The sequence below is a fragment of the Streptomyces sp. NPDC046900 genome, from assembly GCF_040644975.1.
GTDB lineage: Bacteria > Actinomycetota > Actinomycetes > Streptomycetales > Streptomycetaceae > Streptomyces.
In genome coordinates, this window is record NZ_JBEYXD010000011.1 from 95,284 (window position 1) to 114,481 (window position 19,198).

Sequence of the window (19,198 nt, forward strand, 5' to 3'; positions counted from 1 at the left end):
CGCTTCTACATCATGTAGTAGTTTTGCCGGTATCCAGCCCTCCGTCGGCCGTACCGTTGGAGCCCGCCCCTGTGATCGCCGCCCTCCTGTGCACATTTACCGTCGCCATTGAGGTCGGAGTGCAGGTCGTCGCTGTGCTCACCCCGCTCGTCGCGCTCCTGGCCACCGCCGCCATGAGTTCGGCCAGAGTGCGCCGCCAGTTCGGCTGTGCTGGTTATCTGTTCACGCTGGCCCTGTATGCCTTGGCCCCAGTGGCGATTCGTGCGGCGGGGTGGGCGACGCAAGGTCCCGATGAGTTCGTGCTATGGCTGCCAAATTTCTACATCATGTAGTAGCTTCGGCCTTCGATGTCCGCCGAGACCGAGTAGCCGCACTCGGCCGTGAAGGTGTGCGCCCCGCCCTGCGCACGGCACCGTCGAGGCTTCGAGCATCTCCGGCCGTGCGCTGTTCCGTCAGGAGGCTGAACAAACGTGCCCCACCGTGATGACCTGGCGTCCCAGCCGGCACTCTCTGCGCTCCAGCTGGGCTCGGGCCCCAGGCGGATCGTCCTCATCTCCGCGAGTGTCGGCGCAGGACACGACGGGGCCGCCACCGGGCTCGCCGACCGGCTGACCGCGCACGGGTTTGTGGTCGACCGTCACGACTTCCTCGACCTCCTGCCCGCGCGGGCCGGCAGGTTGCTGTGCAGCGGCTACCACCGCCTGCTGACCTGGGCGCCGGAGAGTTACCAGCGCCTCTACAAGGCCACCGATCAGGCCTCACGCCCCGGCGCGCTCTGGCGGGCGCTGTTCCGCAGCGCCGAACACCGCACCCTCGCGGTACTGCCACCGGACACGTGCGCGGTGATCTCGACGTACCCGGGGGCCGGCCAGGTCCTCGGCGCACTGCGGCGGCGCGGCCTGCTGAGGGTGCCCGCCTTCACCTACCTGACCGACTTCTCCGTTCATGCCATGTGGGTCGCCCCCGGCGTCGACGCGCATTTGGCCGTGCACCCGGTTCCGGCAGCCCAGGCCCACGCACAAGGTGCGGCCGGCGTCACGGTCGCCGGTCCCGTCACCGACCCGTGCTTCACTCCCGCCACCGCGGAGCAACGGCCCGCCGCACGTACCCGGTTCGGTCTTCCGGCGCCCGCGCCGCTGGCCTTGCTGGTCGCGGGCTCTTGGGGCGTCGGCCCGGTGAGGCAGGCGGCCGTCGAGATACAAAAGACGGGCGTCGCCGTCCCGGTGGTGGTGTGCGGACGAAACCAGGCCCTCGCCGAGCAGTTGCGACGGGACGGCATCGAGCACGCCTTCGGCTGGGTCGACGACATGCCGGGCTTGATGCACGCCTGCGACGTGCTGGTCCAGAATGCCGGCGGGCTGACCTCACTGGAGGCGTTGGCCGCTGGTCTGCCGGTGGCCAGCTACCGCTGCATCCCCGGCCATGGCCAGACCAACGCCCAAGCGCTGGAGGAGGCGGGTCTCGCGGCCTGGATCCGCGAACCGGCACGACTCGGCCCCGTGCTCACCGAACTCCTGCACGGGCCGCGCGGCCAGGCCCAACGCGCGGCGGGGATCGCCCTGCACGAATCCGCCCCCGGCCCGGTGCCCGCCATCACTGGACGAACCGGACATGGGCTCACACCAACCGCACCGTCCCCAGCGGTTCGTCACACCGGCAGGCGGCGGCTGGCTCTGACCGCCACCATCGCGGCGGCGACCGTGTCGCTGGCTGTCGGCGCCCCGCTGGCCTATGCCTACGCCGAAGCCCCCACCCGCTTCATCGCCGTCACCCACTACCTGCACGGAGACAGGCGATGACCCAGGCACGCCCTGCCCTGTTCGCCGCTGCCGCGGCTCTGCCCGCGCTCGCCGCCCTGCACGCCGCACCCGTGATCTCCACGTTCGGTCCGCTCCGCAACACGGCCATGCCGCGTCTGGCCGGCCAGGGCCGCCCGGACCACGTCGCCCTCACCTTCGACGACGGCCCCGACCACCTGTCCACCCCGCTCTTCCTCCGCTTCCTCGAAGCACGCGGGATCCATGCCACCTTCTTCCTGCTCGGCTCGATGCTCGCCCGCTCTCCCGGGCTCGCGAAGGAGATGGCCGCCGCCGGGCACGAAATCGCCGTCCACGGCTGGCACCACCGCCCCCTGCTGGTGCGCGGCCCCCGTACCACCTACGACGACCTCGCCCGCGCCCGCGACGCGGTAGCCGACGTCACCGGCCGGCCACCGGTGCTCTTCCGGCCGCCGTACGGGGTGATGACCACCGCCGCCCATCTGGCCTGCCGCCGCCTCGGCTTGACCCCTGTGCTGTGGACCTGCTGGGGCGAGGACTGGCGCAAGCGGGCCACCCCCCGTTCCGTCGAGGACACCGTCCTGAGGGACCTGCGCGGCGGCGGCACCATCCTGCTGCACGACTCCGACTGCACTTCCGCCACCGGCTCCTGGCGCACCACCCTGCAGGCACTGCCCCGCATCCTCGACACGTGCCAGGCTCACGGTTGGCAGGTCGGTCCCCTGCGCGAGCACGGACACCGAGCGCAGTGAAGTCGCGAACCTCGGTGTGGGAAGGGTGTGCGCCTCAGAGGTTGCGGTCGGTTGGTCACCCGGTCAGGGCGATGAGTCGGTATGCCACATAGGCGGCAGCCGGTCCAAGTGCCAGGAAGGTGGCGGCCACCGGTCCAGCCCGGGTCGCGAGCCTCTCGCGGACCCTCTCCGAGACGAACGCCACGACCTCCAGCAGCATGACGGACGGCAGTATCAACTCGACGCTCAGATCCAGCAGGATCGCCGCGTCGAAGGCAGCGGTGTGGGGAATCGAGGGGCTCATCCGACGTGCTCCGACTCGGGAGTGGGCTGGGCGGGCATCGCTTTCCTCTCGGCGGTGAGGTCCGCCAACAGGTCCTCGCTCATCTCCCGCGTGCGCGCAACGGTGCTGTGAGAATGCCCAGCCCCCCGGCTGTCCCCCCGTGCAAGGCGGCATGAGGGCAGCAGCAACCCCAGGCCCATCAGGAGTACCGGAGATCACTTCCTGGTAACCGCGGGCCCCTAGGTGGCCGAACGGCCCGCGGGTTCGCTCGGTGCTGCGGGTACGGCGCCGCGGCAGCGGGAGGTCGGCTCCGCGGCCGTATGCCGCAGCCAGCGGGAGTCGATCTCGCGGCCGTCCGCCAGGGTGTGGCGTGGCGGCCCGTCGTCCGCGACGAAGCCGGCGCCCGCCAGCGCCCGCGCGGACGCGGTGTTCGTCGTCTCGTGTCCTGCCCGCGCCGTCTGAAGTCCCAGGTGAGCATGGCCGAGGATCACAGCGGCCCCGAACAACTCCGCGCCGAACCCCTGGCCACGCGCATGGGGGGCCAGCCACCCGCCGATCTCCCCGGTGCTGACATCCAGCCCCGTGACCCCGGCGTATCTGCCATCGTCCAGGCGCACGCCGATCAGTATCTCTCCCTGGTCGGGACGGGGTTCGAAGGGATGGGCCAGCAGGCGCTGGGCCACCGGGGACGAACGAAGGGAGTTGGTGTCACCGGGACGTAGCTGGAGCACTGCCTCGCGGACGTGCGCGTCGGTCACGATGCCTTTGTCCCACCCGAGCCATCGCTGGGCCTCAGAGTCCGAGCCGGCGGCCGCGGCGGCGGCAAGGTCCAGCGACGTCTCCGGGGTGTAGAAGAGGAGGCGCTCCATGTACAGAGTGTGCCGCCGTTGCCAGCATGGGCCGGGCAGCGGGAGCTTGGGCGTAGGCCGCTCCCGACGCCGGCGCAGCAGTGACCAGACCATGCGCCCCCCTGGAAACCCCTCGGCCGACTCGGCCGCGTTCGACGTCGGCCGGGAGTCTAATGCCACCTGTGCGGGCATCCGTCTGGTGTCGACGTCGGCTGGGGAAGCACCGCTCGTTCGATCTTCGCAAGTTGCACGCCGACGGCGGGAGTTGCTGTACAGAAGCGGACTACAGCGACCTCTGATTCTCGTCGGCCTACCTGATCGGCGGCAAGGAGGGCAAACGCAAACAGGAAGAGCCGCCGGATGGGGCCCTGGAATCACGGAGGTTGTGTACGCGGATCCGGCGAACCCCGGCCCGGTCGCTGCTCGAACTCGCAAGTGTCGTTCCGCGGCTCCGTACCACCGCGCGGATACTCCACCTGCGAATCGGCCACAGGCGAGCTTGACCTCAAGTCCCCTTGAGGTAAGAGGCTCTGATCATGACTACGCAGACGGATCACGCGGAGATCAGCATGCTCGTCGACCGGTTCTTCCGGGTTCTGGACGAACGGAAGTTCGCGGCGGACTGGACCCGCGACTTCCTCACGGACGACGCGCGTATGGAAACACCCTTGGGGACGTCCCAGGGTGCCGAGGCCATCCGCGCCGCAGAGGAAGCGCTCGAGCGCTACGACCGCACTCAGCACATCGCCTCCGGGATCATCACCGATGCAGACACCGGGGCGGAGCGGGCCACCGCCTCGTGGAATGCCCTGATGACCCACGTCCATCATGACGCCACGCTCCAGGAGCGCGGCGGTGACGCCGACCCTCTGTTCACAGTGGGCGGCCGCTTCGAGGCTGATCTCCGCCGCACCCCCGACGGCTGGCGCTTCAGCCGCGTGGTGGTCCGGCCGATCTGGACGAAGGGACAGCCGCCGTCGGGCGTCGGCGCCCAGTCGTAGCGCGGCGTGGCTGAATCTCATCAGATGGGTCTGGTTTCCGCCGGTTTATCTTGCCGGCTTTCTCGACCTGTGTCCTCGACGTCGTGGGCGCCGAGGTCTCCGAGAGCGTCGAGGTCCGCGAAAGCGTCGAAGCTGGAGTCGTATGCGAGCCCGGTGGGCTGGAGGGGTTGTTCGGACCAGATGGTCTTGCCGTTCCTGTCGTATCTGGTGCCCCAGCGCTGGGCGAATTGGGCGATCAGGAAGAGGCCGCGGCCGCCCTCGTCGGTCGTCCGGGCGTGCCGCAGGTGAGGTGAGGTGCTGCTGCCGTCGGAGACCTCGCAGATGAGGGTGCGGTCGCGGATCATGCGCAGCCGGATGGGTTCCGAGGCGTAGCGGATGGCGTTGGTGACGAGTTCGCTGACCACCAGTTCCGTGGTGAAGGCGAGGTCCTCCAGCCCCCAGGCCGCGAGTTGCCGGTCTGCCTCGGTGCGGGCCGGAGCGACGGCGACGGAATCCTTGGGGATGTCCCAGGAGGCGACGTTGTCCTCGCCCAGGGCGTGGGTGCGCGCCAGGAGCAGCGCCGCGTCGTCTCCCGGCCGGTTGGCCCAGAGCTTTCCCACCGCGGCGTCGCAGACGTCCTCCAGCCGGGTCTGTGGCGCGGACAGGGCGTCCAGTAGCTGCTGGACACCTTGGTCGGCGTCCAGGGAAGAGCTGTGGATGAGGCCGTCGGTGTAGAGGACGAGGATGCTGTCTTCGGGGACCGTCATCTGAGTGGATTCGAACGGCAGACCGCCGAGGCCCAAGGGAGGGCCGCTCGGAAGGTCCATGAGCCGGGCGGCGCCGGAGGGAGTGACGAGTACCGGCGAGGGGTGGCCCGCGCGGGCGAGGGTGCACAGGCGGCTCACCGGGTCGTAGACCGCGTAGAGGCAGGTCGCTCCGGTCACGCCGGATTCGTCGCCGGCCTCCTCGGCGATCCGGCTGACCATGTCGTCCAGGTGGGCCAGTACTTCGTCGGGGGCGAGGTCGATGTCGGCAAGGGTCTGTACGGCCGCGCGGAAGCGTCCCATGGTGGCGGCGGCGTGGATGCCGTGTCCGACGACGTCGCCGACGACCAGGGCGACGCGGGCTCCGGAGAGCGGGATGACGTCGAACCAGTCGCCGCCCACGCCGGCTTCCATGTCGGCCGGCAGGTAGCGGTAGGCGGCGTCGACCGCGTTCTGTTCGGGCAGTTCCCGGGGCAGGAGGCTGCGCTGGAGGGCCAGTGCGGCAGCGTGCTCATGGGTGTAGCGGCGGGCGTTGTCGATGCAGACCGCGGCGTGTCCGACCAGCTCTTCCGCGAGGACCAGGTCGTCGGGCTGGAACGGCCCTTTGGGCTGCCAGCGGCCGATGGTGACCGCTCCGAGGGTGGTGCCGCGTGCGCGGATGGGCACGACCATCAGGGAGTGGGTGCCGAGGTCGAGGTCGCGCAGGTGGGCGCTGCGGGCGGGGTCCTCGGCGACCAGGTGGCGGTCCATGGGGTCCAGTGCCGGGATCAGTGCGGCGGCGCCGTCGATCAGAGCTCGCGCGATGGGCGATGACGGAGGGTAGCCGCATGGCTCACCCAACGGGACGGGCGGCGAGGCGCCTCTCCGGAGGGAGCGATGTCCGGCACAGCGGAGGGAGGCCGCGGTGGTGGCGTCGGCGGGGCCGGGTGGGGGCTCTTCGCCGCGGAGCACCGAGTCGAGGAGGTCGACCGTGACGTGGTCGGCGAGTCCGGGGACGGCGGCGTCGGCCAGTTCCTGTGCTGTGCGGGGGATGTCCAGCGTGCCGCCCATGCGCTTGCGTGCCTCGTTCAGGAGGGTGAGCTTCTTCCGGGCGCGGTAGTGCTCGGTGGTGGAGAGGACGATGTAGCAGGCGCCCAGCGGCTCGCCGTCCTCGCTCTCCAGGCGGAAGCACGAGGTGGAGTAGCTGACCTGGTCCGGATCGGACAGGACGTGGCCGAAGTATTCACAGCCCATCGAGGGGCGGCCGGTCTCCAGAACCTGGCGTATCTCCGCTTCGGTGTGCTCTATGTCCAGGCCTGGCAGGACGTCTCCCAGGCGCCGCCCGAGGAAACGCTCACGGGGGATGCCGCACAGGTGCTCCATGGCGTCGTTCACCCAGGTGGGCCGCAGTTCGGTGTCGAGCATGATCATGCCTACCGGCGCGGTATGGGTGACCCCTTCCAGCAGGGACCGGCTGGCGCTCCACCACCAGGTCCGAGTCGCGTCGGAGGCGAGGACAAGGCGTAGTGAGCAGTCGCCGGAGTCCTGGAGGGGCAGGACCTTGATCTCCAGGTCGAGATGATGGCCGTCCCGATGGCGTACGATCTGCCGGCCCTCCCAGCCCTGTGGTGATCCGAGTCGCGCCGCAAGGTCAGGGGTGTCCGCCTGATGCGCCGCACTTTCCACCGGCCGGATCAGGTCCGACAGGGGTCTGCCCAGCGCCTCCGGGATCGAGTGGCCGAGAAGTTTCGCAGCTCCCTCGCTCCATCCCCGTACCACCCCCGCGCCGTCGGCCACGGCCACGGCGGTCGAGGTGCCCAAAGGGGTGTCCGCTGCTGTGGAACGAGTTCTCAAGGGAGCACCCATGCCCGCCATCCAGTACCGTCGCGTTCCCAGCGCGCAGCCGCTTGCGCCTGAGCGGCTGCCGGACTTGTTCCACTTTACCTGCGGCAGCTGTTTTCGGCCGGGTCCACAACAGGCCGCTGACCAGCTTCGATGCCGCATCGACCAGCTCCGAAGCCGCATCGAGCCACTACACCGGACGCGTCCCTGAGCGACTCGCCGAACACGCCTGACCCCTCCGGTCACTCCTCGTCCGAGGTCCGCACGGGATCGGCCCGGCCGGGCTCGGGGGGCGCGTTCGACTGCGCCCGGATGTGCAGGACGTCACCGATGAACAGGTCATAGACCAGAACGCCGATCACGCCGCCGACAAGAGGTCCGACGATGGGGATCCAGAAGTAGTCGTGGAAGGAACCGGCCAGCGTGCCAGGCAGCGCAAGTTCCTGCCACCCCGCCAGCCAGGTGAACAGACGCGGCCCGAAGTCGCGGGCCGGGTTGATGGCGTAGCCGGCGTTCGCGCCGTACGACATCCCCACGGCCGCGACGACGAAGCCGATCACCAGTGGCCCGAGGTTGGCCTTCACCGCCGTGTTGCGCAGATCGACCACCGCCACCACGAACATGACCAGGAACGCCGTGCCGACGATCTGATCCACCAGCGGTCCCCAGACGCCGCCGTGGAAGTACTGCGCGGGGAAGGTTCCGAAGATCGAGAAGGTGGCGAGGGTGTGACCGTTCGTCTTCGGCCCCGTCATGGCACGGTCGAAAGTGTTGATCGCGTCGTGGTACACGGCATACACCAGCGCAGCCCCGGCGAACGCACCCACCAGCTGCGACAACATGTACGACGGGACCTTGGACCAGGGGAATCGGCGACGCACCGCGAAAGCGAGCGTGACCGCCGGATTCAGGTGTGCGCCGCTGACCCCGCCGGCCACGTAGATGCCGAAGGCCACGGCCAGGGCCCAGCCCCAGGTGATGAGGAGCCAGTCACCGGCGGCGACGAAGATGGTGGTGGGTCCCGCGGTCCGGCCCGATCCCGGCAGTGCCGCAACCGCCGTGGCCACCGAGCCGCACCCGAAGGAGACGAGCACGAACGTGCCCAGGAATTCTGCGAGGCATTCACCGAAGAGGCCACCTCGGCTCCTGAGACGTGAGGGTCTTACCAAGGGCGGATTTTCCACAGCCATGAAAGGCCCCCTAAGGGACTAATCCGGCCAGCGGCGGCGGCCCCTCCCCTCGCCGAGCACTCCGCGATCCGGCCGCCTCGCTCCTTGTGGCGGGGCAAGCCGATGCCACTCGTCCGGGCCTGACTATTCGAATGGAACGACCTCCGCATTCCGAGCCAGGTGCCGGATCTGGGACGTGCGCTCCCATCCGTGGCCGCGGTCGAGGCATACACACGAGTATGGCTCACGGCATGCAGCCGCGCGCTTCACCGAACGGGCTCCTGCGCCGTATGGGCGAGTCGACCGCTCGGCTCAGGAAGGCGAGCCGTTCAGGGGCGCTTTGCCGGGTCCTCCCGACCCACCACTGTGCCCTGGATGACACGGCCCTCGCCGGGCGCTCCGGCGTCCTGATCCCTCAGGGCTTTCGCCTCGCCCTTGAAGATCCGCGTCGCCTTTCCCGCCGAACGCGCCAGTTCCGGCAGCTTCTTGATCTCGAGGACCACGACCACCACCAGGAGGATCACGGCCAGCTCACTCATGCCGAACATCAGGCTTGCTCCCAGGACAGGTGTGTGGATCCACAAGGCTGTGGAAGTCTCTCCCGGTGGTGAGCGACCCACAAGTCCCGCTGTGGGCCGGACGCTCTCAGCCGGCGGGCGGCGGCACCCACGGTGCCCTGCGGCCGGTCCCGCCCCGGCGCCCGTCACGCCCCGCACCCCTATGGAACCAGCGCCATCAGTAAGGCAGTCTTTCTCCCCGTGGCAGGCGTTCCGCAACAGAATGGTTCGAGCGACCCCGTCGCGCACATGGTGGTGTGCGGCGACGACGGGCTCGCGCACCGGCTCGCCGCCGAGTTGCGCGGGGTGTACGACGAGCAGGTGACGCTCGTCGTGCCGCCCTCCCAACGGCTCGCACGGCAGCCGGTGGTGGGCCGCGCCCGCGCCTCGGGGCTGCTGGACCGGGTCTCCGCCGCGGTCACACGGGCGGCAGGCAACGGCAACGGGGGAAACGGTCACGGCAGCGGTGCGGACGGACGCGTCCCGGGGGCGGGGAGCCGCACGACGGGAGCGACGAGCCGCACCGCCGGAACGCCTTCCGACATAACGACGTTGGAGGCTTTCGAAGCGTCCGAGGCCGTCCTCGCCGAGGCAGGAGTGGAACGGGCGACGGCGCTGGCGCTCGTCTATGACGACGACGAGACCAACATCCGCGCCGCGCTCACCGCCCGTCGCCTCAACCCGCGACTCCGGCTTGTCCTGCGCCTGTACAACCGGCGTCTCGGGCAGCACATCGAGGCGCTCCTCGACCAGGCCGCCGCGCTGGCCTCCGGCGGGCCCGACGTGGAGTCCGAGGGCTTCGACGCCTCCACGACCGTCCTGTCCGACGCCGATACCGCGGCGCCCGCACTGGCCGCGACCGCCGTCGCCGGCACCACCAAGGTCGTACAGACCGACGGACTGATCCTGCGGGCCGCCGAGCGACCGCCACCGGGGCCGGACCAGGTCGCCGACCCAGGACTGTGCACACTGGCGCTGCTGTCCGCGACGACCAACGATCCGGCCGGAGCCTACGGCCCGGAGGGCAGCGGTGAGCAGGGGCCCCAACTCCTGCCCGACGAAAGGGCGGTCGCGGCGGCCACCGGACGCGGCACCATCGTCCTGGAGACCGTCTCCTACGCGGGACCCGCACTGCCGGCCGGGCGCAGCGTCGTCCCGCTCGCCTCGCTGCTGTCGCGGCGGCTGCGCTGGTCGGTCGCCGGTGTCGTGGGGTGTGTCGTCGCACTCGCCGTCGCGTCGATGGCCGTGACGGGCGAACCCCCGCTGCAAGCCACGTACTTGACGCTGCTCGACCTGTTCGCCATCAACAACCCGGCCATCGGTGAACCTCTCGGACGGCAGATTCTGCAGTTGCTGTCCGGGCTGATGGGGTTGTTGCTGCTGCCCGTGTTGCTGGCCGCCGTGCTTGAGGCGCTCGGCACGTTCCGCAGCGGGTCCGCGCTGCGGAAACCGGCACGCGGCCTGTCCGGGCACGTCGTGCTGCTCGGCGTCGGAAAGATCGGCACACGGGTCATGACCCGGCTGCGCGAACTGAGGATTCCCGTGGTGTGCGTCGAGGGCGATCCGGAGGCACGCGGACTCGCCACAGCACGCCGGCTGGGGGTGCCCGTCGTACTCGGGGACGTGACGCAGGAAGGCGTCCTGGAAGCCGCCAAGATCCATCGAGCCCATGCGCTGCTCGCGCTGACCAGCGCCGACACCACGAACCTCGAGGCCGTTCTGTACGCACGGTCCGTACGCCCCGACCTGCAGGTGGTCCTGCGTCTGTACGACGACGACTTCGCGACCGCGGTCTACCGCACGTTGCGTGTCGCGTACCCGCACGCGGTGACCCGCAGCCGCAGCGTGTCCCACCTGGCCGCGCCCGCGTTCGCCGGAGCCATGCTGGGGCGGCAGATCCTCGGTGCGATCCCGGTGGAGCGGCGGGTGCTGCTGTTCGCCTCCGTGGACGTGGGCGGCCATCCGCAGTTGGAGGGACAGACGGTCGCCGAGGCGTTCCGTGCGGGAGCGTGGCGTGTGCTGGCCCTGGACACCGCGGCGCCCGATGAATGGAACCAGACGCCGGACCCCGAGACGGACTCCCCCACCCAGGCCTCGGGTCTGGTCTGGGACCTGCCGGCCACCTATGTCCTGCGCCCCGAGGACCGGGTGGTCCTGGCGGCGACCCGCCGTGGCCTGGCCGAACTCCTCGGCCGCAGGCGCCGCGAGCCGGCCGGCGCGTAGGAAACGGAGCGCGCGACCAAGGGGGAGCAGTCGCCCCGCGGCCGTCAGAAACGCTCGGCCAAGTGCTCGCGGCCCGTCGGCGGCTCGTACGGCTCGGGCCAGAAGTCCGTCACCGTGGCTATATGTCCCTCCCGGTCGGCCGTGAAGAACGTGATGCCGTACATCTCGTCCAGGCCCACCGTGACGTGCAGCCAGGTGACGACCTGGTCGGGCTCGGCGACGACGCGCTCGACGCGCAGGTGCCAGTCGCCCGGGTACTCGCGGTTGAACTGGACGTACCTCTCCCGCCCGCGGATGCGCTCGCGCGTCTGCGGCAGGGTGTAGACGACGTCCTCGGCCAGCGTGGCAGCGAACGCGTCCCATTCACGGGCCTCCGCGGCGGCCCAGAAGCTCTCCACGGTCTTGCGCAGATCGGTCATCGAGGTCATGTCGCGAGTGTGCATCCCGCCACTGACAATCGGTTCGGACCTGCGCACATCGGATCTCGGCGGGGTTGCGGAGCCGTCGGGTGCGGGCCTCGGGCCCGAGTCGTCCACACCCCTGCCACGCGGACGGCCCTCCTCACGCGGGGCGCGCAAGCCACCCAGGCCACGGAACCCGCGCAAGCCACCCAGGCCACGGAACCCGCGCAAGCCACGCACGCTGCAGTGGCGAGCGCCTCAGGTGACGCAAGGCACACGAGCCAAAGAGACGAGCGCCTCGGATGCCGAGTGCGCCGCGGAGGCCACACCGCGGACGCCGAACACCGTCACGCACGCCGAACCACGCCACATGGGCCACGCACGTCGCCAGTCTTTACGGACTCCGTGATCACGCCTGGTCAAGGCGGTTTGCCGGGAAGTTGTCCACAGGCTCGGGACCTTGCCCGCGGAAAATCGGCGGGGCCAGGCACTATGGGGCCATGACTGAGAGCAACGGGTCCAGCTCGCCGAAGCGCGACGCGGACATGCCGGACTGGGAGAAGCGCTTCCGGGCGCCGAGGGTGTCGCTGCCCGACTGGGCGGAGGACGCGCCGCACCGCTCGCTGTTCGTCTCCAACGCGACGGGGACGTACGAGCTGTACGCGTGGGACCGGGTCACGGGCGCGCAGCGCCAGGTCACGGACCGGCCGAACGGCACGACGGACGGCCTGCTCTCGCCGGACGGCGAGTGGATCTGGTGGTTCGACGACACGGACGGCGACGAGTTCGGGATCTGGAGACGCCAGCGGTTCGCGCCCGGCGCATCCGGCAAGGACTCCGGGACCGACGAGCCGGCGGCTCCCGGGCTCGAGCCCTCGTACCCGGCCGGGCTCGCGATCGGGCGCGACGGGTGGACGGCGGTCGTGGGTCGCTCGACCGACCAGGACGGGTCCACGATCCACCTCGTGCGAAACGACGGGGACCCGGTGGAGATCTACCGGCACCGGGAGTCGGCCGGCGTGGGCGACTTCTCGCGGGACGGCTCGCTGATCGCCCTCGAGCACACCGAGCACGGCGACGCGATGCACTCCGCCCTGCGCGTGCTGCGGCCGGACGGTTCGACGGTGGCGGAGCTGGACGACACCAAGGGTGGTACGGCCGAGCTGGGCCTGGAGGTGCTGGGCTTCGCACCGGTCGACGGCGACACACGGCTGCTGGTCGGGCACCAGCGGCGCGGCCGGTGGGAGCCGATGGTGTGGGACGTCGCCTCGGGCGAGGAGACGGACCTGGCGCTCGAGCTGCCGGGTGACGTGGCCGCGGAGTGGTATCCCGACGGCTCGGCGCTGCTGATCGTGCACAGCTTCGAGGCGCGCAGCGAGCTGTTCCGCTACGACCTGGCGGCACGGGAGCTGACGCGGGTGCCGACTCCCCCGGGCTCGGTGTCGGGGGCCACCGCGCGTCCCGACGGGAGCGTGGAGTACCTGTGGTCGTCGGCGGCCGAGCCGCCGGTGGTGCGGTCGACGTCGGGCGACGTCGTGCTGGATCCGCCGGGGATGAAGTCACCGGAGTCGGTGCCCGTCGAGGACGTGTGGGTGGAAGGGCCGGGCGGCCGTATCCACGCGCTGGTGCAGAGACCGGCCGGGGCGAGCGGGCCGCTGCCGACGGTGTTCGACATCCACGGCGGCCCGACGTGGCACGACAGCGACTCGTTCGCGGCGGGTCCGGCGGCCTGGGTGGATCACGGGTATGCGGTCGTGCGGGTCAACTACCGCGGCTCGACGGGATACGGGCGTGAGTGGACGGACGCGCTCAAGCACCGGGTCGGGCTGATCGAGCTGGAGGACATCGCGGCGGTCCGGGAGTGGGCGGTGTCGTCCGGGCTCGCGGATCCGGAGCGGCTCATCCTGACGGGTGGTTCGTGGGGCGGGTATCTGACGCTGCTCGGGCTCGGTACACGGCCGGACGCGTGGACCATCGGTATCGCGGCGGTCCCGGTCGCGGACTACGTCACGGCGTACCACGACGAGATGGAGGCGCTGAAGGCGATGGACCGGACACTGCTCGGGGGCACGCCCGAGGAGGTGCCGGAGCGGTTCGAGGCCTCGTCGCCGCTGACGTACGTCGACGCGGTGAAGGCACCGGTGTACATCTCTGCCGGGGTGAACGACCCGCGGTGCCCGATCCGCCAGGTCGAGAACTATGTGGACCGGCTGACGGCACGCGATGCGGTGCACGAGGTCTACAGGTACGACGCCGGGCACGGCTCGCTGGTGGTGGACGAGCGGATCAAGCAGGTACGGCTGGAGCTGGACTTCGCCGCGCGGCACCTGGGGACGGCAGCGGAGGAGGTGAAGGGAGCGGCGACCGTGGCCTAGGGGCGGACGGCACAGGGCGGTGTGACGCCGGAGTGCGGTGACCGGGAAGTGACCCGTCGGACAGGTGACGCCTCGACGTCACCTGTCCGAGGGCGGCGGTCGGCCGGCCAGGTGGCGAACGGGTAGGTGTGGCCGAGCGGGGAGTACGGGGCATGCGCGCGTGCACCGTAGCCACGTAGCCACCTCGTGCAGACAGGCCGACCTCCGCCCTCCGGCGCCTCGTCCAACGGGGCACACCGGCGGGCCACAGACCCCCCACGGGGTGATCCGCCGGGGCGGCCCCGTACCGTTTAAGGCGTGTACCGGTTTCTGCTGACGTCCCGCTGGTGGGGGATCAACGTCTTCGTGCTGCTGGCCATCCCCTTCTGCATCTTCATGGGGTCATGGCAGCTGAGCCGGTTCGAGGCCCGGGTCCAGGACCACAGGACCCAGACAGAGCGGGCCGCCGCGGACCAGAAGGAGGCGGCCCGGCCGCTCGGCGAGCTGCTGCCGGTGGACCAGCGGACATCCGGGATGAAGGCCACGGCCAAGGGGCGGTACGGGAAGCAGCTGCTGGTACCGGAGCGTGAGCTGGACGGCAGGCGCGGCTTCTACGTGCTGACCATGCTGCAGACCGACTCGGGCAAGGCGCTGCCGGTCGTACGGGGCTGGCTGCCGGGTGACGCGAACCCCGCCAAGGCGCCGGCCGCGCCTACCGGCGAGGTCACGGTCACGGGAGCCCTGCAGGCGTCCGAGAGCCCCGGCGCGAACGGGGTTGGCGCGGCCGGCGGGCTGCCCACCGGCCAGACCGCGGCGATCAGCGCGGCCTCGCTGGTCAATCTGGTGCCGTACGACCTCTACGACGCCTGGATCACCCTCGACAAGGCGGACAGCGGTATGAAGGCCGTGCCGGCGACGGCACCCCAGGGGTCCGGACTTGATCTGAAGGCGTTCCAGAACCTGGGCTACACCGGCGAGTGGTTCGTCTTCGCGGGCTTCACGGTCTTCATGTGGTTCAGGCTGTTGCGACGCGAGGTCGAGTACGCCCGGGACGCTGAGCTGGGGCTCGTGGCGGAGGGAACGGAAGGGACGGGCTCCGGGACGGAGACCGCCGGGGACGACAGTCCGGAGGACGGCCCTGCGGGGCGGACCGGGGCCGAGGAGACCGGAGGCAAGACGGCCGAGGGCGAAGAAGCCACCGCCGAGAGCCAGGCCCCCACCGCGACGGCCTGAACCCTCCAGAGGACGCTGACGCCACACGGGACTCGCCTGGCCCCACGGCCACGGCTGGCGCCCGCCCCAAGCTCACACCGCGGCCCTGGCCTGTCCGGCCCTACACCACCGCTGGCACGCGCCCTCACGCCGCTACCGGCCCTGCTGAGCCCCCGTACGCCACGACACTGGCACCCGGCCACGACACCGGCACCCGCTCCCAGCCCCGCACGCCACGACCGGCACCCGCTCCACCGCACGCGCACGCCCACACCCGAGCCCCGCTCAGCCCTCGCGCAAGGAATGTGCCCGTCCCCCGGCCCCCCGGCCCGAGGCGGCTCGCCCCCCCCGTAATGGGACGGACCGTAATGGGACAGAACAGCCGGGCCGTGCCCAGGCTTCAGGGCGTCGGCGAAAGCATTCCCGTGCGGTAAACCGTGCCGGCGCACGCGTTGGTGACCGTCGCCGTGGCCGAGGCGGAGCCGATCTCCGGCGTGTGGGAGACCACCACACTGCCGTCGGCCACGCCGTCCTCCAGCATCAACTGTGGTGCTGTGCCGCTGCTGCCCGAGCCCGTGCTGCCGCTCGGCGCGCTGGTCGAGGGGGACGGGTCCAGGGTCGGGCCGCCGGTGTTGCCGCCCGTGGTGGGACAGGTCTCGGACGGGACCCAGGCGAACTTGACCTCGTACGCCGCCCCGGGCTTGAGCACCAGGGAGGTGACTTCCTGGGACGGGGCGGGCAGTCCGGTGGCCGGGTCGCCCGCGGTGTGGTTCACCACGCTGATCTTGGACGCGTCCGCGGCACCCTGGGCGGCGGTGGACACGTTGCCGGCGCCGGAGACGGTACAGGTCGTGGTGGAGATGTTGGTCACGCGGAAGGTGCCGTAGACCACACCGGTGGCGTCCGGGGCGCCCGCGGTGCCGGTCGCGCCGCCGAGCTGTACCGCCGTGCAGGTGGGTGCGCTCTCCGTCGAGGCGGTCGGCCCGACCCCGTCGGTGGACCCGCTGCCGACGCCCTTGCCCTTGTCGTCCTTGCCCTTGTCGCCTTCCTTGCCGCCCGTGCCCTTGGTGGTGTCCGAGGAGCCGACGGCGCCGTTGGATCCACCGTCCGGGCCCTTGCCCTGGTTGGTGTCGCCCTGGGCCTGTGAGGCCTTCGCGGCCATGGAGGGGTCGACGTCGGAGCCGGTGGCATTCGAGACGTGCACGAGAGCGGGGATCGCCGTACCGATGAACAGGGCGGCGGCCGCCATGCCCACCAGCGCCTGCCGCTTCCGCGCACGGCGGGCCGGAACCGCGCGCCGCAGATGCTCCAGAGCGCCGTCGCGCGGCTCGATCTCGAGCACTGCCTGATGCAGCATCCGGCGCAGCGCCAGCTCGTCCGAACCGAGATCCTCGGGTGCCGCTTCCGGCTCGTCGGGACCGGCCGCGCTCCCCTCGGTCGGGGAGTCACCGCGGTCGAGTCCTGCGAGCGCCGCCATGAGCCGGTCCCGCCCCGCGCCCAGGCCCTCGACGGCGTCGCCGAAAGGACCACGCCCGTCGTCCGGGTCCGCCCCGGCGCCGAAGCCTCCCGCAGCGCCAGAACCGGCACCCGAGTCGCCCCGGTCCTCGACGTCACCTCGTCCCCGTGCGAAGCGGTCGGGTTCGGTCGCGTCGGGGGCGACGTGGTCCGGTCCGGCTTCGTACTGGCCTTGGTCGTCGGGTCGGTGGCTCACAGTTCCGTTCCCAGCATGCTGCTTGTGTTCGTCCTCGGGGAGCTCGGGCCGGTCTGTCGGCTCATGCCACTCATAGGGCTCGTGTTGCTGATGGGCGTCGCTGCCCCAGGAGGCGGCGCGACGCTCCTCGTGGCCGCTCATGCCGGTGCCCCCATGGCGATACGGAGCGCCGCTATGCCGCGCGAGCCGTAGGCCTTCACCGACCCCAGCGAGATCCCCAGTGTCGCCGCGACCTGGGCCTCGGTCATGTCCGCGAAGTAGCGCAGCACCAGGACCTCGCGCTGACGGCGCTGGAGGCCCTTCATCGCCTTGATCAGCGAGTCCCGCTCCAGCTGGTCGTACGCGCCTTCCTCGGCGCTCGCCATGTCCGGCATGGGCTTGGAGAGCAGCTTGAGACCGATGATGCGGCGGCGCAGTGCCGAACGCGACAGATTGACCACGGTCTGACGCAGGTACGCGAGCGTCTTCTCCGGGTCACGGACGCGCTTGCGTGCCGAGTGGACGCGGATGAACGCCTCCTGGACGACGTCCTCGCAGGACGCGGTGTCGTCGAGGAGGAGCGCCGCCAGGCCGAGGAGGGAGCGGTAGTGGGCGCGGTAGGTCTCGGTGAGATGGTCGACCGTGGTGCCGGCCACCGCCGACTCGTCCGCGCTCTCGCGCTGATTGGGGATGCGGGTAGGCCGCGCTGTGGGCATGGGGGCGATCACCGGCATGCCGCCGGGCAAGCGGGGACGACTGGGTGGACGCAGGGCCGCGCCCCTCGTCCGTACCGCGGTGAATTCGAGTACCTCTGCCACGTCAGTTGGACACGTCTCCACGCGCCAGGGTTGTACGCGACAGGCATCACTTTTGCGACAGGCTTCGCATCCGTCTGCACGTCCTGCCATGTGCCCCCCAGCACACCGGACCGTGCGTCAAGTGCCCTCATGCGTACCAGCTCTTCCCCTATGCCCCGTGTGTGTCGTGCCCGGCCCCCCAGAGGGCGACCGCAAAGACGCTCCTGGCCCTGTGCGCGGTTGCAGGGCGGGAGGGGAAATCTTCGAACGCCGAGAGGCTTCGATTCAAGTGGTTTGGACCACAGGCCGACCCGCTGAACCGAAAGAGATCCTACAAACGATTCAGCCAGCGGCCAGTGAGGGATTCCGGCCATCGGACAGCCGGCACCGGAAAACGTACGCGCACGGGCACCGAACGCACCGGGCGGCACCCCGTCGACCACGCGCGAACGCCGGTCCCCGGCGTCTGTGCCGGCCGGGGTCCGGCGACCCCGGCCTTCGCGGCCGCCCTAGGACGCCCCGAGTTCCGCCGCCACCAGCTCCGCGATCTGCGCCGTGTTCAGCGCCGCGCCCTTGCGCAGGTTGTCACCGCACACGAACAGTTCCAGCGCGGTCGGATCGTCCAGGGCGCGGCGCACCCGGCCCACCCAGGTCGGGTCCGTGCCCACCACGTCCGCGGGCGTGGGGAATTCACCCGCCGCCGGGTTGTCGAAGAGGACCACGCCGGGCGCCGTGTCGAGGATCTCGCGGGCGTGGTCGACCGTCACATCGCCCTCGAAGCGGGCGTGGACCGTCAGCGAATGCACCGTGACCACGGGTACGCGGACACAGGTGACGGCCACCCGCAGTTCCGGCAGCCCGAGGATCTTGCGGGACTCGTCGCGGACCTTCATCTCCTCCGAGGACCACCCGTCCTCGCGCAGCGACCCGGCCCACGGCACCACATTGAGCGCGACCGGCTCCGGGAAGGGCCCCGTGCTGTCGCCCACCGCGCGCCGTACGTCACCCGGGTTGGTCCCCAGCTCCGTGCCGGCGACCAGCGACAGCTGCTGCCGCAGGGTGTCGATGCCCGCGCGGCCGGCGCCGCTGACGGCCTGGTACGAGGAGACGACCAGCTCCCGCAGCCCGAACTCGGCGTGCAGCGCGCCGAGCGCCACGATCATCGAGAGGGTCGTGCAGTTGGGGTTGGCGATGATGCCGCGCGGACGCAGCCGGGCGGCATGCGGATTGACCTCCGGCACGACCAGGGGGACCTCGGGGTCCATCCGGAACGCGCCCGAGTTGTCCACCACGACCGCGCCCAGGCTCGCGGCGATCGGTGCCCACTGCGCGGCGATCTCGTCCGGGACGTCGAACATCGCCACGTCGACGCCGGCCAGCGCTTCCTCGCCGAGCGCCATGACCTCGACCTCCTCGCCGCGCACGGCCAGCTTGCGGCCGGCGGAGCGCGGCGAGGCGATCAGACGGATCTCGCCCCAGATGTCCGCGTGCTGGGACAGGATCTGGAGCATGACCCTGCCGACGGCTCCGGTCGCGCCCACGACCGCGAGCGTCGGCTTCTCGGTTCGCGTTGTCATCGACGCCCCATAC

General features: G+C 70.8%; 16 protein-coding genes. 7 read left to right on the forward strand and 9 right to left on the reverse strand.

From position 1 onward, the window contains the following. The first annotated feature begins 71 nt into the window (after nt 1-71). From ABZ904_RS14025 to ABZ904_RS14035, 3 genes are all read left to right on the forward strand, one after another. The gene (locus ABZ904_RS14025) at nt 72-332 is read left to right on the forward strand and encodes a hypothetical protein (protein ID WP_360996144.1); all 261 of its coding nucleotides are present in this window, start codon (nt 72-74) and stop codon (nt 330-332) included. Between the two features lie 138 nt (nt 333-470). Continuing rightward, on the forward strand, nt 471-1,799 hold the full coding sequence (locus ABZ904_RS14030; protein ID WP_361823217.1) for a glycosyltransferase: 1,329 nt from the start codon (nt 471-473) through the stop codon (nt 1,797-1,799). After that, on the forward strand, nt 1,796-2,530 hold the full coding sequence (locus ABZ904_RS14035; protein ID WP_359395717.1) for a polysaccharide deacetylase family protein: 735 nt from the start codon (nt 1,796-1,798) through the stop codon (nt 2,528-2,530). Before ABZ904_RS14030 ends, ABZ904_RS14035 begins: the two co-directional genes overlap by 4 nt. Before the next feature lie 55 nt (nt 2,531-2,585). Here the strand turns inward: ABZ904_RS14035 and ABZ904_RS14040 are convergent, their stop codons facing one another. Together ABZ904_RS14040 and ABZ904_RS14045 are read right to left on the reverse strand one after the other, a co-directional pair. Further along, nucleotides 2,586-2,813: a hypothetical protein gene (locus ABZ904_RS14040; protein ID WP_359395714.1), complete on the reverse strand. Its 228-nt coding sequence runs from the start codon at nt 2,811-2,813 to the stop codon at nt 2,586-2,588. A gap of 218 nt (nt 2,814-3,031) precedes the next feature. Then, the gene (locus tag ABZ904_RS14045; protein ID WP_360996153.1) at nt 3,032-3,661 is read right to left on the reverse strand and encodes a GNAT family protein; all 630 of its coding nucleotides are present in this window, start codon (nt 3,659-3,661) and stop codon (nt 3,032-3,034) included. A 515-nt stretch (nt 3,662-4,176) separates the two neighbouring features. On the opposite strand from ABZ904_RS14045, the gene ABZ904_RS14050 reads away from it, so the two are divergent. Beyond that, nucleotides 4,177-4,641, forward strand: coding sequence for a nuclear transport factor 2 family protein (locus tag ABZ904_RS14050; RefSeq protein WP_359395710.1), 465 nt, complete (start codon nt 4,177-4,179; stop codon nt 4,639-4,641). A gap of 20 nt (nt 4,642-4,661) precedes the next feature. Here the strand turns inward: ABZ904_RS14050 and ABZ904_RS14055 are convergent, their stop codons facing one another. The 3 genes from ABZ904_RS14055 to ABZ904_RS14065 form a co-directional block, all read right to left on the reverse strand. Then, the gene (locus ABZ904_RS14055; protein WP_361823222.1) at nt 4,662-7,184 is read right to left on the reverse strand and encodes a SpoIIE family protein phosphatase; all 2,523 of its coding nucleotides are present in this window, start codon (nt 7,182-7,184) and stop codon (nt 4,662-4,664) included. 263 nt (nt 7,185-7,447) lie between these two features. Next, nucleotides 7,448-8,395: an MIP family channel protein gene (locus ABZ904_RS14060; protein ID WP_359395706.1), complete on the reverse strand. Its 948-nt coding sequence runs from the start codon at nt 8,393-8,395 to the stop codon at nt 7,448-7,450. Nucleotides 8,396-8,703: 308 nt separating this feature from the next. Beyond that, nucleotides 8,704-8,913 (reverse strand): twin-arginine translocase TatA/TatE family subunit, encoded by a 210-nt coding sequence (locus tag ABZ904_RS14065; RefSeq protein ID WP_360996160.1) that lies wholly within the window; start codon nt 8,911-8,913, stop codon nt 8,704-8,706. Nucleotides 8,914-9,180: 267 nt separating this feature from the next. Between ABZ904_RS14065 and ABZ904_RS14070 the strand changes: the two genes are divergently transcribed. Continuing rightward, a complete protein-coding gene (locus tag ABZ904_RS14070) occupies nt 9,181-11,154 on the forward strand; it encodes an NAD-binding protein (protein WP_359395786.1) in 1,974 nt (657 codons plus the stop codon). 44 nt (nt 11,155-11,198) lie between these two features. Here the strand turns inward: ABZ904_RS14070 and ABZ904_RS14075 are convergent, their stop codons facing one another. After that, nucleotides 11,199-11,573, reverse strand: a complete 375-nt coding sequence (locus ABZ904_RS14075; protein WP_361823345.1) for a nuclear transport factor 2 family protein — start codon at nt 11,571-11,573, stop codon at nt 11,199-11,201. Between the two features lie 482 nt (nt 11,574-12,055). On the opposite strand from ABZ904_RS14075, the gene ABZ904_RS14080 reads away from it, so the two are divergent. Beyond that, nucleotides 12,056-13,930 (forward strand): prolyl oligopeptidase family serine peptidase, encoded by a 1,875-nt coding sequence (locus tag ABZ904_RS14080; RefSeq protein ID WP_361823227.1) that lies wholly within the window; start codon nt 12,056-12,058, stop codon nt 13,928-13,930. 297 nt (nt 13,931-14,227) lie between these two features. Further along, nucleotides 14,228-15,142, forward strand: a complete 915-nt coding sequence (locus ABZ904_RS14085; protein ID WP_359395700.1) for an SURF1 family protein — start codon at nt 14,228-14,230, stop codon at nt 15,140-15,142. A gap of 379 nt (nt 15,143-15,521) precedes the next feature. On the opposite strand, the gene ABZ904_RS14090 is transcribed toward ABZ904_RS14085, so the two are convergent. The 3 genes from ABZ904_RS14090 to ABZ904_RS14100 all read right to left on the reverse strand — a co-directional run bounded on the left by ABZ904_RS14090 (nt 15,522) and on the right by ABZ904_RS14100 (nt 19,185). Then, nucleotides 15,522-16,973 carry a hypothetical protein gene (locus ABZ904_RS14090; protein WP_359395698.1) on the reverse strand — a complete coding sequence of 484 codons (1,452 nt, stop codon included), beginning with the start codon at nt 16,971-16,973 and terminating at the stop codon, nt 15,522-15,524. Further along, nucleotides 16,970-17,629, reverse strand: coding sequence for a SigE family RNA polymerase sigma factor (locus ABZ904_RS14095; protein ID WP_359395695.1), 660 nt, complete (start codon nt 17,627-17,629; stop codon nt 16,970-16,972). Before ABZ904_RS14095 ends, ABZ904_RS14090 begins: the two co-directional genes overlap by 4 nt. A gap of 488 nt (nt 17,630-18,117) precedes the next feature. Continuing rightward, nucleotides 18,118-19,185, reverse strand: a complete 1,068-nt coding sequence (locus tag ABZ904_RS14100; RefSeq protein WP_359395692.1) for an aspartate-semialdehyde dehydrogenase — start codon at nt 19,183-19,185, stop codon at nt 18,118-18,120. Nucleotides 19,186-19,198 lie beyond the last annotated feature (13 nt).

Excerpts from the sequence above, each read along its gene's own strand:
- ABZ904_RS14035 (WP_359395717.1), top strand. The coding sequence starts at position 1,796 with ATGACCCAGGCACGCCCTGCCCTGTTCGCCGCTGCCGCGGCTCTGCCC.
- ABZ904_RS14040 (WP_359395714.1), bottom strand. The coding sequence starts at position 2,813 with ATGAGCCCCTCGATTCCCCACACCGCTGCCTTCGACGCGGCGATCCTG.
- ABZ904_RS14045 (WP_360996153.1), bottom strand. The coding sequence starts at position 3,661 with ATGGAGCGCCTCCTCTTCTACACCCCGGAGACGTCGCTGGACCTTGCC.
- ABZ904_RS14050 (WP_359395710.1), top strand. The coding sequence starts at position 4,177 with ATGACTACGCAGACGGATCACGCGGAGATCAGCATGCTCGTCGACCGG.
- ABZ904_RS14060 (WP_359395706.1), bottom strand. The coding sequence starts at position 8,395 with ATGGCTGTGGAAAATCCGCCCTTGGTAAGACCCTCACGTCTCAGGAGC.
- ABZ904_RS14065 (WP_360996160.1), bottom strand. The coding sequence starts at position 8,913 with ATGAGTGAGCTGGCCGTGATCCTCCTGGTGGTGGTCGTGGTCCTCGAG.
- ABZ904_RS14070 (WP_359395786.1), top strand. The coding sequence starts at position 9,181 with ATGGTGGTGTGCGGCGACGACGGGCTCGCGCACCGGCTCGCCGCCGAG.
- ABZ904_RS14075 (WP_361823345.1), bottom strand. The coding sequence starts at position 11,573 with ATGACCGATCTGCGCAAGACCGTGGAGAGCTTCTGGGCCGCCGCGGAG.
- ABZ904_RS14080 (WP_361823227.1), top strand. The coding sequence starts at position 12,056 with ATGACTGAGAGCAACGGGTCCAGCTCGCCGAAGCGCGACGCGGACATG.
- ABZ904_RS14090 (WP_359395698.1), bottom strand. The coding sequence starts at position 16,973 with ATGAGCGGCCACGAGGAGCGTCGCGCCGCCTCCTGGGGCAGCGACGCC.
- ABZ904_RS14100 (WP_359395692.1), bottom strand. The coding sequence starts at position 19,185 with ATGACAACGCGAACCGAGAAGCCGACGCTCGCGGTCGTGGGCGCGACC.